This is a genomic window from Psychromonas sp. SP041, assembly GCF_000470315.2.
GTDB lineage: Bacteria > Pseudomonadota > Gammaproteobacteria > Enterobacterales > Psychromonadaceae > Psychromonas.
Genome location: NZ_CBRF02000009.1, coordinates 88,055 through 105,308, shown reverse-complemented (window position 1 = coordinate 105,308; position 17,254 = coordinate 88,055). Strand labels below are relative to the sequence as shown.

The window sequence follows — 17,254 nt, the reverse complement described above, 5'->3', positions numbered from 1 at the left end:
ACTTTTTTTTAACATACCCTTTATAATCTTTCATCAACAAAGGTGGATGAGCTTTTTAAAACTGTTTTGTGATCTCTGTCGTTCACGTGTATGCTTGCGCACTTCTAATTTGGCGATAGTATTCATAGGGGCTATATCGATTATTGTTTCTTTACAATGCCAAAAAATATAACTTTTATAGAGTTGGGCTTGTTTATTGATCTAACTCTTTGTTTTTGTGATAAATAGGATTTAAAAAATGGATAGCAAACTGATTCTTGTACTTAACTGTGGTAGTTCTTCTTTGAAGTTTGCCATCATTGATGCCGTTAATGGCGATGAAAAACTTTCAGGTCTTTCTGAATGTTTGCAGTTAGATAATGCAAGTATTAAATGGAATTTAGAAGGTGTTAAAGGAAAAGCTGATTTAGGCGCAGGCGCTGCACATGAAGAAGCATTAACGTACATCGTAGATGAAATTCTTTCTTTAAATCCAGCATTAAAAGCAAACCTATTTGCTATCGGGCATCGTGTTGTTCATGGTGGTGAACAGTTCACTAAATCAGCGGTTATCTCTGACGAAGTAATGAAAGGTATTGAAAATTGTATCTCATTAGCACCATTACATAACCCTGCACACCTAATCGGTATTCGTGCAGCTCAAAAAGCTTTACCTGCATTATCAAATGTAGCGGTATTCGACACTGCGTTCCACCAAACAATGCCAGAAGAAGCGTACTTATATGCTCTACCATATAAACTTTACCGCGATAATGGTATTCGTCGTTACGGTATGCACGGTACAAGCCATTACTACATCAGCCTACAAGTAGCTGATGTGTTACAAAAACCTGTGTCTGAGTTAAACATCATCAATTGTCACTTAGGTAACGGTGGTTCTGTTTGTGCGATTAAAAATGGCGTTTCTGTAGATACTTCAATGGGTATGACCCCATTAGAAGGGCTTGTAATGGGAACTCGTTGTGGTGATGTTGACCCTGCAATCATCTTCCATTTACACGATGAGCTAGGTTATAGCATGGCAGAAATCAATGACATGCTAACAAAAGAATCTGGTTTATTAGGATTAACAGAAAAAACATCAGATTGTCGTTTTGTTGAAGATAATTACGACACAGATGAAGCTGCAAAACGCGCAATGGATTTATACTGTTACCGTCTAGCTAAATACATTGGAAGCTACACAGCAGCCTTAGATGGACGTTTAGACGCGGTTATCTTCACTGGTGGTATCGGTGAAAACTCAGCACCAATCCGTCAACTAACATTAGAGCGTTTAGGTTTATTAGGCTTTAAAGTTAACGAACAAGAAAACTTAGCAAACCGCTTCGGTAAGTCTTCTAACCAAGGTATTATCACTGAAAAAGACAGCACTATCTCAATGGTTATTCAAACCAACGAAGAGTGGGTTATCGCACAAGATACATTAGCACTAGTGAACGTTTAATTCTCACATTGCTTTAAAAATGAAAAGGCTAATCAGAAATGATTGGTTTTTTTTTGTGGGTGTTTTTTTTATAGTTTACTTTTTCAACTTTAAGTTTTTAGTGCTCAAATGAGATAAAGGTTTTAGTCTAGTTTACTCATTGCCATTATAAACTTAGCGCCAGCTAAATGGCTAGATGGACATTTATGTTGGAAAAGCATCCCATTATATTTAAAACGCTGAAAATCAAAAAAAGTAAATCAAATAAGAAAAAAAGCACCTTAAGATCGTAAAATAATCGACTTAATCTTTAACTTCAAACTGTTGAAAGGTAAGTTAACTTAATAGCTGAACATATTGTAGTGATAGCTGCTTGGAGGTTATGTATTTCAAAGTTGGATCTGCCGTATGTTGATAATGATTTATTATGACTTAGTTTCGCCAACTTTAAGTCTCATTATCTGAATCGTTTTTCATCATTGTAATTCTAGTTATATTCGAGATGTCGTTATTAAAGCAACATTAAAAATGATTAATTAAAGCAGTATTTGTGTTTTTAAAAATAGAATATCAATATAAGTACATGATAAAATTATTGTTATTTATTTTAAATAATGACGAGTTTAAAACTCGTTAAAATAAAACACAATACTGCCGCCTGATAATGACGTTCCTACATTAAGATTTAACCCAACTCCCATATTTTTGACTAGATCTTTGAATTTGTGAGTATCAAATAAAATACCTAAACCCATAGTGTAAAAATGATCTGTTTGGAAAGAGTTGGTCATATCGCCATGCATGTCAGTACGTTGTAAGTTTAAGTAAATAGATTCTGCATCAAATGGGTTGTTGTGAATATCAAAATGCAGTTTAACTCCATTGTTCAGACGCACGCCCTCAGGTGTTGCGCCTACAATCGCTTTAGAGCCTGAATAAACCCTACCTATTAAGTAATTTAGATCCGACGTTACTCGCCATTTTCCCCAATCAGTTGCTTGGGTATAAGTTAATTGTATATTAGGTTCAATAATCGCGGCATTGGCTCTCGTATTGAAATAAGCATTATCCAGAGCTGGTTTTAAGCTTTTTGAGAATCCACTATTATAATGATGTTTATTTTTATGATGCATTAAATAGCCTCCCAGACGTAGTCTTAATTTAAAGTGTTCTGTAAGTCGTAGGTCTTGAATATAAGCATTATAAATAGAGTAGATATGGTCTACATTTTTATCGGGTTGTTCAATCAAATCGTCAAAGAAATCATGATTAGTTTTTTGTTTTATATAATACCAATCACACTAATTAACTGATCTATTTTACTTGTTAAAATAACTTATTTCTTCGTTGTAAATTTCGTAAAGGGAATAACCATTTAGCTCGATTTACGCCTTAAACTAAGTCATTTTTTCTGCGTAAAATTTAGATCACTTATTTAATGTAATCGGTATAAGTTAAACGAAACATTATTTTATTGGAAAAATCTTCATTTTTTTTATCTAATACGAATGTATAGGGTAAGTTATAAATGCTCAGTGAGTTGCGTAAGGCAATCGCATCTCTGCCTGTTTGGTTTTCTTTATTCTTATTGAATAAAGTCTGTGGATCAAAATTACTAATACCGATACTGATTGAATCACTGTCAGAAAGTACGACTGCAGTTGCAAGTGCTTCAGTTGAATTTCGCTGTGCTGTAGAGGAAAGTGATAACGGGGAATAGGCTAGTAACAATAATAAGGTAAGAGATTTAATCACTATAAGAATCCATTCTATATTTAACTTAATTCCTTAAAGCTGTCTATTAAAAGAAAAAGTGTGTCGTAATTTAGATAAGTAATATAGCAAATACATATTGTTCATTAGTTGAAGGGGAGGTCGGCCGTGTATACCTTTTATCATGATGAGGAATATATTTTCTGCTCTATATTGCTATCAATATGATAAAAATAAATATTGTTAACTTACTGATTAAAGCAAGTCAGACGATTGACGTTTTAATGTTAATTCAGGTATTTGTGATGGCTATCAAGCACAAAATACTCTTTGAATAATAATGAGTTTACCCAGAGAATAAGCGGTAATCATTAACTCGAATAAAAGCATAATTTGGAACTAAACTAATAAAACATGCATTAGAATAAGTATTCTATGTTTATTTTTATACGTTAATTTATTTTTTAAGCACACATTTTAGAATCTAGTTGATCGTCTACAGATACTAATCGTTCCTTAATTGATTCTAATAGATCTTCTACTGATTTTAAGGTTTTTACATTTGCTATTTCTAATACGTTAAAAACAAACCAACAGTGAGGGTCATGTTCATACCAACGTAATCGAGAGCAATTTAATCGGAAATCAAATGCCTGTTCTATGGTCATTAGGTTTGGCTGGCTTCGCTTTACCAGTTCAATGATATCATTTAAGATAGGCTCTCTAGCCTCTTGCTTCATACCTTTAAACTTATCTAGATTTGTCCCAAGTTTAGGGCGTTTATCATACCAACGACTCATAAGTTAGCCTTTATATTTCAGTGTTTAGTATATAGACAATACATTTGATAATAAAAAGGTATTGTTAAAGTCAAAAATACATCCAATCAGACTTCATTATTGCATAAATTTAATTTTTTAATAGTCTTTAATGTAAAAAATATACCCTTAAATGATTAATATTTATTTTGGCGATAGTCGAGAAGTTAAGGATTTTCTTTGAAATACTTGTTTAGCGTGATCTGGTTGTTTTAAATTGTTAATTACATTAATAAATAATGTTGTAGTTAAGTTTATGAAACAATTGTATTGAAAGCGAATAGATTTTTTATAGTTTATTATACTAATAGGGTAGTGAATCGTATTATCTTTCCATAAAATCAATAAGACATCTCTATTCTTATTACGCAATGCTCGTGTTTTGTGTTCTTAATCATTGAAATACTTCATCCTTACCATCTTTTCCATGTAGCTGCAGTGTAAGTAACGATGTGTTTTAAGATTTTCAGGCTTAGTAGGTGTGCTGTATTGCTTAAGGTAATTTGAGGAAGCACATAAAATAACGCGAATTGGCGCAATATCTTTAACAATTAATGGCGAGGTTTTAAGTTGATCAATACGAATCGCCACATCAAGTTCTTCATCTACGATATCAACTTTTCGGTTATTGAATTGTAAATCTACATTGAATTATTTACAGGGTCATGGATAGCGTAATGGGAACTCTACTACTAACTTAGCCGTGTGTCTTAATGCAAATGAAACTGGTGTGTTAATGCGTCATGCACCTTTGGAATTTTATTGTAAAACATCAAGTTGTGAGTCCATGTCATCAACCATGTAATCAATGCTTAATAATATTTTTTGGGTATGTTGATATCCCGCTTTAGTCAAGCTGACTTTACGTGTTGTACGGAGTAATAATCGTACATGAAATTGCACTTCTAATTTTGAAAATATTTACTATTAACTGAGGGACAATTGCATGACTGAAACTGCATTACTAAAGCGATTTTCAATGACTATGGCAACAAAGACATATATTGCATTAATTCTATCTATCATTATTTCTATTCTGTATTAATTATTATAGCTATTCACTAATACTTTCTATTAATAATAAAGTGTCTAAGTTCCAATTAATAAGGGGTTGAAGTGTTGACTGGTAATGCTTATGAGGAATTTGATGGTGCACATGAAGGCTATTACATTCAGCCAACCTTATTAAAAGACACTAACGATATGCGCGCCTTCCAAGAAGAGATCTTTATGCCAGTAATCAGCATTACCCCTTTAAAAATGAAGCGGATACATTAACCATTGCTAATGAGACTGAGTTTACTTTAGGTGTTGGTTTATAGATGCATGATAACAATAGAGCCTACCGTGTTGGACGTGGTATGAAAGCAGGTTGTGCATGGACAAACTGTTATCATTTATATACTGCCCCAACAGTATTTGGTGGTTACAAACAGTCAGATATTTGGACGAGAAATCATAAAATGATGTGAGTGTATGACCAATAAACTAAAAATATGTTGGTTAGTTACGATATTAATCCACTGGGGTTTCCCTAAACTTCTTTTTACTATTAATGTTGTTGATAAACGAATATATATTAATTATGGTAAAAGTAAGGGAGTATTTTATTCATTTGCTTTTTTTTTGATTATTTATCAAATTTTAAAAGGACTATATAGGTTTTGGCACAATTAAAAGTTTACTTATAATCGATATCTCAGCCTAAAAAGAAGAAATATCTCTATTTTGAGTCTTATTTAATAGGATGTTGGTAGCAAATATTTATTATTAATCCTTGTTTTTTTCGTTCTATTCCATTAATTATTTCTAGTCAGTTACTTTCTCTAGATTTAAATACAATCTTGTTTTTCTAAAATAAGATATTAAATATCTTTATATTCCATACTCATACCCTATTAAATTATTCGTTTTTTAATTTGTCCTTCACTCTATCTACTAAAGACAACAGAGTGATTAATATTGAAATGTAGTAAACGTTATATTAAAAAATAATTCGATAAATTGAGGGGCAGAATTGGCCTTAAAAAGGTGATTTAAATGGAAGTGAATTCTCGTTAAATGGACAAATATTTATCTGCATTTATGATGATTTATCATTAATATCTAAATACATACTTTATACAAAATACTCTTAAAGTATTACGCCTTGCTTTTCTGATTTGGTTAATTATACTTCTATTTTTTGTGAAATCACCTTAGAGATTTAATTAATGAATCAAGCGCTGCAAGACGCTCAGCCTACCTCTAGTAGAATTGAAAGCATTCATGTTGATAAGGCAGACCTTGATAATCAATCTGTCTGGGAAGTTAGATTACGAGCATTTTTAAAAATTGAATATTCATTAAGAAGGCGTCAATTAATACGTTCATTATGCTTAGGTATTTTTACGTGTAGTGTCGGTCTTCTGGCTTTTACTTTCAACCTTCCACAAGTTATGCCTGCATGGTTATTTATGACTGGTTTAGTAAGCGGAGGAACGTCCTTTTTTATTTTATTGTTTATTATTCCTTTGGTTAAAATAGGGAAAAATAATAGAAACAGTTTATCGAGGCGCTTTTATCAATATGATCTTATAATTGAATTTATTGATTTAAAAGTTGTGCTTATCGATCGTCGTAATGCCAATATAATCTGTCAGCTGGATAGGTAAATAATGAAACAGTCTAGTTCTTTAATTCCCCCTAAAGCATCATTAATGACTAGATTATCGAATGTAATGTTAAAGGTTAGCTTTTGGGCCTGTGCTGTACTTTTTTTATTGATTGCAGCAGTGCCTTTAGATTCAATGACTCAAATGTGTGTATCTGTTGGGGTTATTGCTTTTGTCTATACCGCTTCATCGGAGGCTTTACAGCATAGTAAAAAGAAAGATTTACTGCGTATTATCGTTATCATCGTAGGGACGTTACTCTCGATTCGTTATTTAATTTGGCGTGGTTTATACACTTTAGACGCTGATGATATTTTATCTCTTATTGCGATGTGGTTAGTCTTTGCTGCAGAGGTCTATTCTGGCGTTATTCATTTATTAGGCTGTTTAGTTAATGCCTTGCCATTAAATCGACCGGCATTATCGTTAGATGGTTATACCGAAGAAGAAATTCCCACCGTTGATTTACTGGTACCCACTTACAATGAATCAGAAGAATTACTTGAAGTTACATTACGTGCTGCTCTGATATTAGATTACCCTAAAGCAAAATTAAAAATTCATCTTTTAGATGATGGTGGCACTGACCAGAAAATTAATCAATCTGATCAAGTTGCGGGTAAAGAGGCCTTACAGCGTCGCCAAAACTTACAAGCTTTATGCCTTAAATTGGGCACTTACTACCATACTCGAGAGAAAAATGAACATGCTAAAGCTGGTAATATTAACAGTGCTTTAGAGAATATGGATGGAGAGTTAATTGTTATTCTCGATGCAGATCATGTTCCTACCACTGATTTTTTATCAAGAACGGTTCCTTGGATGATAAAAGATGAAATGGTTTTTTTAGTACAAACACCGCATTTTATGGCAAATCCAGATCCAGTAGAACGTAACTATTTTTCATCATTTACACGTATGCCTTCTGAGAATGATATGTTTTACGGCATCATTCAAAAAGGATTAGACTTTTGGTCTTCTTCTTTTTTCTGTGGCTCTGCAGCTGTTTTAAGACGTAAGTATTTAGATATGGTTGGCGGTATTGCTGGTGATTCAATTACTGAAGATGCGGAAACCGCCTTAGAGTTACATGCAAAAGGGTACAAGTCAGTATATGTTGAGCAACCTATGATCAGTGGGCTAGCAACTGAAACGTTTGCTTCTTTTATTCAACAACGTATTCGTTGGGCGCAAGGGATGGCTCAAATCCTGATCCTTAAAAAGCCTTTTCTAAATCGTGGATTAACTTGGTATCAAAAATGCGGTTATATGAGCTCTATTCTTTTTTGGTTTTTTCCCTTTGCTCGACTAATTTTTTTACTGTCTCCATTAGGTTATCTTTTGTTTGGTTTAGAACTTATTAAAGCTTCATTGATCGAAATACTTGCTTATACCGTACCTCATATTATTATTAGTTTTCGTCTAAGTAATTTTTTGTATGGCAATGCTCGCTGGCCTTTAGTTTCAGAATTATATGAAATTTTACAGAGTGCGTTTATTTTTAGAGCGTTATTGACTGTATTTAGAAACCCAAGGCAGCCTTCTTTTATCGTGACACCTAAAGGTGAAAGTTTAAGTGAAACTTATGTTTCCTCATTGTCAGGTATTTTTTATTGGCTATTAATTATATTAAGTGCGGGCAATATTGGAGCTATATACCATTTCATCGAATCACCATTAACCCGAGAAGTCACTTTAATGGTTTTTATTTGGAATACTTTTAATTTAATTCTTTGCCTTGGGTTAATGAAAGTACTTATTGAAAAGAAACAATTACGTAATAACTCAAGATTACCTGCGTATGACGATGTAGATATTTATGATGAAAATGGGAAATGTTGGAAAGGAAATTTAGTCGACCTGTCTGTGGATGGGGCAAAAATAACACTCAATTTCGATCAGACATTGTCAGAGACCGTTTCGTTATTGGGGTATTCCAATGCGTTGCAAAAAAGTGTCAGTCTATCTTGTAACATTATGTACCAAAATATTGACTCAGGTGAAGTTAGAGTTAAATTTGTAGCTTTGAGTGATAAAGATAAAGACAAAATAATTGCCTATACGTTATGTGATAGCTCTCGATGGGAAAATTTTCACAAACGAAGAACTCGTCGCATTTCTTATTTGTATGGGGTTACGCATGTAATAAGCGTCAGTGTTAAACCGATTTTTTTACATATTTTAATGAAGTTAAAACAGAGAACATGATGTCGACAATAATAAATATATTCAAAGAAAACGTTAAGTTAGTTTCTATTTTACTGGTTGTTTTATTCTCAATGAATACACAAGCAGAGACGTTAAAAAAATTTCCTCTTAGTGATTTTTATTCAGGAAATTCAACGCTGAGATTGGCTGGAGAAAAAGCGATTAGAGATCTTTCTATACCATTATCTCCGTTAGTAAAAGTGACTTCTGCCACCCTCAATATTGAAGCAATTTCATCGATTGCATTATTAGAGCATCGCTCAGTATTAAGTATTCGTTTTAATAACACGACGATAGGACAAATTGCTTTTGATCCTAAAAAGCCAGAATTTTCAGCGAGTATAGATATACCTCCATCATTGTGGCTCAATGAGTACAATACATTAAGTTTTGTTGCAAGCCAGCACTCTACCATCTGCCAAGCTGGTGATGCACCGGAGCTGTGGAGTGAAATCAATTTACATAAGTCTTCTCTGACATTAAATACAATCACCAGTATTGAAAATTTGAATTTACAAAAACTATCAAGTTACTTTCACCCTGGTATTGGTAGTCAACGCGATGTAAAAGTTTTCAGTTTTGATAATGATAGTAATTTACCTGATATAAAACGTAATGTTTTATCTTCAATTGCACAGGGTCTAGCATTACGAGAGCAATATAGAGGCCTTAAGTTTGATTACCAAACACTGGCTCAACTTGATAACACAACAGCAGTACTTAACGGTGTAAGCTCTCATAAAGCAGATGAGCTTTATAATCGTAGTAGTTGGTATCTTGGTAAAAAACAAAGCGATGAGCTACATGTATTAGTCGGTACAAAGGAAACGTTAGCTCATTCATTATCTACAACGACGCTTGAAAGTATTAAAGGTCCATTTATAAAAATTGAGCAAACACCTGAAGTTAAGACTGGAACAGATATCTTAGTCGCATCACAGGTTCGGTTAATTATTTCAGGTACAACAGGAAAAGAGCTAATTGAAGCGGCTAAAAGCTTGGCTTATATGGATGATGAATTAAACCCTGATAGTTTAGTTAATATCATTACCCAACCCAATTCAGCAGAGAGACCTTCACAGCAAAATGTAACGTTGCACCCTGGAAAAACCTACGCATTTAATAATATAGGCGTGGAATCAACGATTTTTAGCGGAGAAGGCTTATTTTCTAAACAAGTGGAGATTCGTTTACCGGCTGATTTTTATGTTGCTGAGAATGCGATGATCAAATTATCTTTAGATTTTAGTTATGGTGCTGGATTCGGTCCTGGTTCTACCTTGAATATTTTATTAAATAATGAAGTGGTCCATGGATTAACATTGGATGATAGTGACGGTGATTTTTTCCATAATTACAAATTATCAGTACCTGCTCGATTCTTAAAAGGTGGAGTGAATAACTTAGTTTTTAATGTCAGTCAGAAAACTGAACCTGTACAAGGGCAATGTACCAATGTAGTGGGCGACTATTTGTATTTTCAACTTAGTAATGTTTCAACCATTTCTATTCCAGACGCCGCGCATTTGGCAAGACAACCAGATTTGAAATTAATGTCAGATACAGGGTACCCGTTTACGAAATTTACTAGTGATGAAAATGTTAGTATTTATATTACTCAACCAGAAATGTTGTCTGCTGCATTAACTATGTCAGGTAAGCTGGCACAATCAGCGGATAATTTAATTCCCAATCTCAGTATTGTATTTGGGTTACCTGAAACAATGACTGACAACGCATTAGTATTGGCTAAACCATCAGACTTAAATGAGCAATTATTTGATAATGTATCTGCATCAGTGACAGATATTAAAAAATGGCCATATCGATTACAAAATTATTTATACAAACACGTTTCAGGTGATAAACGCGATGATAATGTAGAGAATAATCCAATCTCAATATTTACCTCTGAAGAAAGTTCACTAGGACAACTTTCTGTTTTAATTGCATCTGAAAATCCTTACGCACAAAAAGATGGAACATTATTTATTATTGTTGCTGATAGTAGTGATATTTTAACTGAGAGGATCGAGCAACTTGTACAGTCTTCGTTATGGGGACAATTATCGGGGGATTTTTTCGTATGGGAAAATGCTAAAAAGCCATTATTTGTAACGCAAATTTCGAACCCATATCAAATTGGTCAAGCGGATACATGGTTAGAAGTGAGAGCATGGCTTTCGAATAATCCTTTGTATTGGTTAATTGCAGCTTTACTGATCGCATTATTATTGAGTGCTATTGTTTATATTTTATTAAAACGACGCCAGAAAAATATTAAGGCTGAATGGTAAGCATGTTTGTGAAAATTTTTTTATCTATTATTATGGCGCTCTTTTTGACACAGTGCTCAGATGTAAAGCAGAGCCCATTTCAAAAGAGTTGGAGTCTATATCAAGAGTTGTTTATTGATAATGGACGAATAATAGATACTGTAAATAAAAATATTTCACATAGTGAAGGGCAAGGATATGGTTTACTTTTTGCCGTATCAGCAGATGATCGCGAAGCGTTTAAAGCAATCTGGTCATGGACCCAACATACACTTCAACGATCAGATCATTTGTTTAGTTGGAAATATGAGCCATGCACTTCTACTGACCAAACATGTATTACTGATAAAAATAATGCCACAGATGGCGACATCTTAATTGCTTGGGCGTTATTAATTGCCGCAGAACATTGGGGTGTAAAAGAATATAAAACGCAGGCGATAAGTATCTTAGATGCTATTAAATCTAAACTTATTCGACAACAGTTTGGTTACCATTTATTAATGCCTGCAAACTATGGTTTTGATTCAATAAATGGTCAGATACAAATTAACTTATCTTATTGGGTTTTTCCCGCTATTAATACATTTTTTGACGCGACAAATGATCAAATATGGAATGATGTTTATAATTCTGGAATTAGGCTATTAAAAGAAGCTCGTTTCGGGCAATGGCAACTTCCGCCTGATTGGTTAATGATATCGGAAGAGGGGATGCGACTTGAAGGGGCATTATCTCAAGACTACGGGTATAACGCCTGTCGATTACCTATTTATTTAATGTTGGCAGATGTTCAGGATAAAACACTAATATCTCCCTTTTTAGACTTTTGGAATCAATCAACTGTCCCTGCTGTTGTTCATTTAGATAAAGGAACTGTGGCAGAATATCGTTACTCGTCAGGTATGGAAGCTATCGCGGTAGCAACGAAACATATTATAGATAATAAAGTTTTACCTACACTCCCTGCTATTACTGCACAGACAGATTATTATTCTGCTAGTTTAATTTTACTTTCTCAGCTGTCTTTATTGAAGGAATAATGGCCAATAATGAATATCATTAAATTAATGTTTTTATCTTTTTTGTCTTTTACCTCAGCCAATATCTCTGCTGCAGATGCTGCTGTTGAATATAAAACGCAGAATATTATTATTCAACGGAATTCATATAAACAACAGATAGAATTAGCTCAAAAAGAGCCTGATACTAGTGATTTTTGGTTTCATATACATCGTGAAAAGGGTGCTCAAGCTCAACAAGAGTTGAATCGATTAAGACAATTAACACCTTCATGGCAACCTGATGAAGTTATGCTGAATGCACTTGCATACCTCAATAAACCCAAAAAAATCTATAGTAAAAAGAAATCGTCACTCTTTTATAGGATTGGAAAAGGTAACGAAGCATATTGGCAGGCAATGTCGACGGATCTATTTGAACGAGCTTCTGCACTTGCTTTTAAACAAGATAAATCTACGAATAACAATTTAATGGGCTGGGTTTCTGTTAATAGAAAAGAATATCAATTAGCGATTGAACACTTCAATAAAGTGAAGGGAATTGATACAGAAGAAGGGCTCTCAGCGGCTATATCAGGATTAGTTCATCAAGCTGTCAATGATGATGATAAAAAGCTCCTCAGTATTTTGCTTAAGCGTTATCCTCAGCAACCCATTATCAAGCAAATACAGTCACAAGCATGGGATTATCATCAAGAAAAGCAGTATCAACTTGCCCTTAATTGGTTTGAATTTACCGATGATCATTATGCCCAAGTATTGACTTTAGATAAAATGGAACGCAAACAGGAAGCCAGTGATTTAGCATGTAAGCATACCTCTGAATTAGAATTGTTGAATTATTGTGTTAATCATTTTTCTATAAAACAGTTAGATTTTTTCGAACAACAGCAATATCAAAAAAGTTTGGCATTTGCAGACAAAATAGAACAATACCAAACTTTAAATAACGATCAACTAAAGCTGTCAGCTTGGTCTCATTATCATTTAGGACACAAAAATAAAAGCATATTGCTGTTTAAAAAACTTATTACTCAAGAGCCAGGTAATCAAAGCTATGCTTCTACGTTAACTCGTTTAATTGATACAGATGATGAACAACTAGTATTATTAGCACAACAATATCCATCAATTGCCATTGAATTAAAAAATAAAAAACAACAAACGGCTTGGGGACGAAAACAATTCGACCGTTTTTATGGCTTAGAAGATGAACAAAAAGCAGAACAACAGTGGATTGTTGAAACTGGGATTGATTGGCGCTTTCAAGAAAGTGATGATGCCTTGGCTAATTTAGATAGTCAGCATTACTATCTTGGTTTTTCTAAATATAAAAATGAATATCGATTTGGTATGCGTGTTAATTATCAAGGTATTAATGGAGATGACCCGAGCGTTGGAGATGATTTTTGGCAAGACGAATTAATCAGTTCTTTTGATCAACCAAGTTCGTTCAGCGAAACAGGATTAAGCGCCTATTTAAAGCGTCAGGGTAGTAATATTAATACACTTGCAGAGCTAGAGTATTGGAAGTCTAACGATGGCTTAACATCATCTCTGACGGGTAAACTTTCTGCCGTTTGGTTTCTTCCAAAATGGGTTGTTGCAAGTACACTGTATCGCGAACGTGTGGAAGATAGCTTACTCAGTTCAACTGGAGTGTATAGCGACCAAGATATCTCTGAAAGTTGGGGAGCAGTTATTGCGAACGGTATAAAAGGCGTTGCCTCATACTCGTTTGAACCTAATTGGTCTATTTCTACAGAACTAGACGCTGCGGTTATTCGTGGAGAGCAAGTACAAGACAATAAAAAATTAGCTTTACAACTTAGTTTAGTACGAAACTTACCTAATGTGTACCCTGAACAATTGGATTACTTACGTGTAGGGCCGAGTATAAGTTGGATGAGTTATGATAAAAACCTTAATTATTATACAGAAGGTAATGGCGGGTATTATAGCCCTGAAAGTTACGTTAGTGTTGGTGGACAAGTGGAGTTGTTAACGATAGAAGATAAGCGTTGGCAAGTTAAAAGTAGAATGAACCTTGGGTATTTTTGGAGTAATCCGGGTGATATCGATCGATTCCCATCTGCGGCCAGTAGCAACAGTTTATCTCAAGAATCGGATAGTGGCATTGCTGCCGAGTGGTTAATAGAAGGTCAGTGGCTTTTCAATCGTCATTGGGAAATTGCTGGGTTAGTTAGTTCATCTGTCGCCAATAGTTATAATGAAACAAGAGTAGCAGTACAACTACGCTGGAATTTCATGGGTAAATCGAGCGTGACAAGCGATGGTCTTATTTCATCGTCACCTTATGATGCAGATTATGCTTGGTATTAAAAAGAGTATTAATGATTCACTTTATGCCGCTATGGTCGTTATGATTGCCGCTTAGTTAGATATATAGTGAATTATTAAGCTAGTTTGATAATAATACCAAAAGAATTAATAAGGTGATCATTCTTGCTGGTTAAAATCACCCCTAACTGCGTTCTGATTTTTGAAGTGAGAACAACTATCTTCTACAACTCACGCCTTATTAGTGTTAATTTTTCCTGCGCAATTTCTGATCACTTATTTAATTCCATTGGTATAAATGCCATTTAATAGGTAAGTTATTCTACTTACCTTTCTATTTATTTTATGAAAAGTCTCTCTGTGTTACTACTGCTACTATACGATTTCCTATCGCGTATTTATATGCGCAGCGTACCCTATAAGCAGATTGAGCTTAAATAGTAATACACTTTTATCTGATCAACTGGAGCATCTCAGTGCCTTAATATACGTTGTGAAGTAAACATCTTCGTTTTAGAAAGTATCGATTTAACCTGTTAGCTCGTTGAGCCACTAATCATTTAATACCTGTTTATTGAATAATTATGTATAGGGAATCGTTTGCTGTGCAATGGAGTAAGTTATAAAGCAGTAACAACTCTTTAATTAATGTTTAACAAAATAACTCTATAACGACAAAAGTGTTATTTACTCTGCGTTAATGCATTCTTTTTTATAGCAATATTATGCACTTTAATAAATGAGATACATTATGTTATTTAGCGGTACTATTAAGTAACGCAATAGAATAATAAAGAAGCTTTTCCATTGATATTGATAATTAATTACTTTGTAAAAAGAACGTAAATGTTTTCATATTTTAAACGTTTAAGGAATCAGAGTAGATGATTATACTAACTACCTTACAAATTCGGATTATTGGCGTGATGCTTGAAAAAGAAGTCAACACACTATCGATGAATTAATAGATTTAAATCAAGTAATACCAAAAGAATTAATAAGGTGATCATTCTTGTTGGTTAAAATTACCTCTAACTGCGTTCTGAGTTTTGAAGTGAGAACAACTATCTTCTACAACTCACGCCTTATTAGTGTTAATTTTTCCTGCGCAATTTTTGATCACTTATTTAATTCCATTGGTATAATTGTTGATACGGAGGCTTCTAGGCGAATTAATAAATATAAACATCGGTTTTGTAATACGACTTTTGGAAATTTACAATTAACCGAACTACAAAAATCGATTCTTTGTGTTTTATTTTTGCGTGGCCGACAAATACCGGGAGAGTTACGAGCACGTACCCAACGTTTAGCTGATTTTGATGATGTGAGTGAAGTCGAAGTGACTCTTGAACAATTGCCCGAAAGTTAAAAACTCGTTCGAGAAGCTGGCACAAGAGAATCGAGATATATGCATCTCTTTTCAGATATAGATCACACTTTGTCCTGCAATGTAGAGTCTAGCGAACAACAATCTATGGTGACTCCTTCTTTACAAAATGACTCGCAGACAACCTTGAAGTACGTGTTACACAATTAGAGCACGAGCTGAACAGTTAAACACAAAATTTGTAGAACTATTGAAAGTGTTAAAAGTTTAATTTGATTTTCTAGTTGTCTTGGTCATGCTGTTTGTTTTTACGATGCTTTTTACGATGTTATCTTTTACCGTATTAATCTTCACAATAATAAGGTGTTTATAAATGAATGGATAACATTCAAAAAGATAAAGTATTAAATGTTGTTAATACTTTATCCCTAAAATTACTGCACACTATTAATAAAAACCTCTTTTTTCATATAAGTTTCTAAGGCAATAGTAAACTTCTCAATAGCTTTTAATTTACTCGGTTTAGGGTTGCGGTTAGTCACTTGATAGCAGGCATATTCAGGTGGTGCTACTGAAATTTCAGATATTTTAACTGGGTGAATTTTTTCAAATACACGGGCAATCCAAACAGGGACAATTGCCCACTTTTCTTCAAGATCGAAAATAGTGAATAATAATGAAACAGTGTCAACACTGGAGTATTCATTTTGATCATTTCCCCACCAGAAATTATGCCAGATATGGTACTCAGGAATGCTTGAAAAGAGAATTTCATTGGCGGTATTTAAATCATGCGGATGCACTAATTCCGGATATTTGGATGAAACTGAAGAAATAACGACACCTCTTGATTTAAACAAAGATTTCGCAATTGCATTTGGATATTTTAGTGAATTAAGTGTAAAACCAATATCGATATCATGGCTTTCAATTAACTCATAAATGGTTTTACTCCAATGAGAGCTGACATTGAGCGTTATTGTGCTACTTTTTTGACTATTTTTACCATTAATATTGTCAGCATCTGCACTGTGGTTATGAATTAATTCTTTATATAGGTTTGAAAAAACACAGGTGTTTAAACTATCAATACTTGCAAGTCTTAAGTTCATTTTAGATTCTTGTAATGACCACTGTTTAGTCTCGTTCCACAACGCTTTCCAACGCATTGCAATTTCTATAAATTCCTCACCTTTTTGTGTCAGTGTCACTAACTTTTCACCACGCGCTCTTATTAGCAATTCGCAGTTTAATTTTTCCTCTAAGCAACGAATACGATGACTCACTGCTGATTGAGAAATAAACAAGTTTTTACCTGCTAAGGATAAGTTTTTTGTTTCTGTGATCATCAAAAAAGTTTCAACCTGCTCAAGATTCATAGTTTTACCTAAACGTATATATTAAAAATGAAACATTAAAACATTTAATATATAAGCTCAATATAATTCATTATTTTAATTATTTTAAAGCTGTTAGGTTAAAAGCCAATCAGATTTTGAACGTATA

General features: G+C 33.7%; 14 protein-coding genes and 1 pseudogene. 9 read left to right on the top strand and 6 right to left on the bottom strand.

The window, feature by feature from the left end; genetic code table 11:
• Window positions 1-238 precede the first annotated feature (238 nt).
• Window positions 239-1,447, top strand: a complete 1,209-nt coding sequence (locus SP041_RS07065; RefSeq protein WP_025562926.1) for an acetate kinase — start codon at window positions 239-241, stop codon at window positions 1,445-1,447.
• Between the two features lie 602 nt (window positions 1,448-2,049).
• Here the strand turns inward: SP041_RS07065 and SP041_RS07060 are convergent.
• The 5 genes and pseudogenes from SP041_RS07060 to SP041_RS21025 all read right to left on the bottom strand — a co-directional run bounded on the left by SP041_RS07060 (window position 2,050) and on the right by SP041_RS21025 (window position 4,860).
• Window positions 2,050-2,712: a Solitary outer membrane autotransporter beta-barrel domain gene (locus SP041_RS07060; RefSeq protein ID WP_081695327.1), complete on the bottom strand. Its 663-nt coding sequence runs from the start codon at window positions 2,710-2,712 to the stop codon at window positions 2,050-2,052.
• Window positions 2,713-2,857: 145 nt separating this feature from the next.
• Window positions 2,858-3,181, bottom strand: coding sequence for a Solitary outer membrane autotransporter beta-barrel domain (locus SP041_RS07055; RefSeq protein WP_025563229.1), 324 nt, complete (start codon window positions 3,179-3,181; stop codon window positions 2,858-2,860).
• Between the two features lie 422 nt (window positions 3,182-3,603).
• Complete coding sequence (locus SP041_RS07050; RefSeq protein WP_025563230.1) at window positions 3,604-3,939, bottom strand: hypothetical protein; 336 nt, start codon at window positions 3,937-3,939, stop codon at window positions 3,604-3,606.
• Between the two features lie 408 nt (window positions 3,940-4,347).
• A pseudogene (locus SP041_RS21030) lies at window positions 4,348-4,590 on the bottom strand (LysR family transcriptional regulator); the annotation flags it as partial.
• Between the two features lie 126 nt (window positions 4,591-4,716).
• Window positions 4,717-4,860 (bottom strand): LysR family transcriptional regulator, encoded by a 144-nt coding sequence (locus SP041_RS21025; protein ID WP_205961180.1) that lies wholly within the window; start codon window positions 4,858-4,860, stop codon window positions 4,717-4,719.
• A 213-nt stretch (window positions 4,861-5,073) separates the two neighbouring features.
• On the opposite strand from SP041_RS21025, the gene SP041_RS21345 reads away from it, so the two are divergent.
• From SP041_RS21345 to SP041_RS07005, 8 genes are all read left to right on the top strand, one after another.
• Window positions 5,074-5,235, top strand: coding sequence for an aldehyde dehydrogenase family protein (locus tag SP041_RS21345; protein WP_137297485.1), 162 nt, complete (start codon window positions 5,074-5,076; stop codon window positions 5,233-5,235).
• 44 nt (window positions 5,236-5,279) lie between these two features.
• Window positions 5,280-5,429, top strand: coding sequence for an aldehyde dehydrogenase family protein (locus SP041_RS21340; protein WP_137297484.1), 150 nt, complete (start codon window positions 5,280-5,282; stop codon window positions 5,427-5,429).
• A gap of 741 nt (window positions 5,430-6,170) precedes the next feature.
• Entirely contained in the window at window positions 6,171-6,611 is a 441-nt protein-coding gene (locus tag SP041_RS07030) for a hypothetical protein (protein ID WP_025563233.1), read from the top strand.
• A 3-nt stretch (window positions 6,612-6,614) separates the two neighbouring features.
• Window positions 6,615-8,819, top strand: coding sequence for a UDP-forming cellulose synthase catalytic subunit (bcsA, locus tag SP041_RS07025; RefSeq protein WP_025563234.1), 2,205 nt, complete (start codon window positions 6,615-6,617; stop codon window positions 8,817-8,819).
• Window positions 8,819-11,116 carry a cellulose biosynthesis cyclic di-GMP-binding regulatory protein BcsB gene (locus SP041_RS07020; protein ID WP_051368454.1) on the top strand — a complete coding sequence of 766 codons (2,298 nt, stop codon included), beginning with the start codon at window positions 8,819-8,821 and terminating at the stop codon, window positions 11,114-11,116. The genes bcsA and SP041_RS07020 overlap by 1 nt, the downstream gene beginning before the upstream one ends.
• A 44-nt stretch (window positions 11,117-11,160) precedes the next feature.
• Window positions 11,161-12,138, top strand: a complete 978-nt coding sequence (locus SP041_RS07015; RefSeq protein WP_205961179.1) for a glycosyl hydrolase family 8 — start codon at window positions 11,161-11,163, stop codon at window positions 12,136-12,138.
• A 9-nt stretch (window positions 12,139-12,147) separates the two neighbouring features.
• Window positions 12,148-14,460, top strand: a complete 2,313-nt coding sequence (locus SP041_RS07010) for a cellulose synthase subunit BcsC-related outer membrane protein (protein WP_025563237.1) — start codon at window positions 12,148-12,150, stop codon at window positions 14,458-14,460.
• A 1,012-nt stretch (window positions 14,461-15,472) separates the two neighbouring features.
• The gene (locus SP041_RS07005; RefSeq protein WP_240791429.1) at window positions 15,473-15,790 is read left to right on the top strand and encodes a DUF480 domain-containing protein; all 318 of its coding nucleotides are present in this window, start codon (window positions 15,473-15,475) and stop codon (window positions 15,788-15,790) included.
• Window positions 15,791-16,182: 392 nt separating this feature from the next.
• Here the strand turns inward: SP041_RS07005 and SP041_RS07000 are convergent, their stop codons facing one another.
• Window positions 16,183-17,127: a LysR family transcriptional regulator gene (locus SP041_RS07000; protein WP_137297482.1), complete on the bottom strand. Its 945-nt coding sequence runs from the start codon at window positions 17,125-17,127 to the stop codon at window positions 16,183-16,185.
• Window positions 17,128-17,254 lie beyond the last annotated feature (127 nt).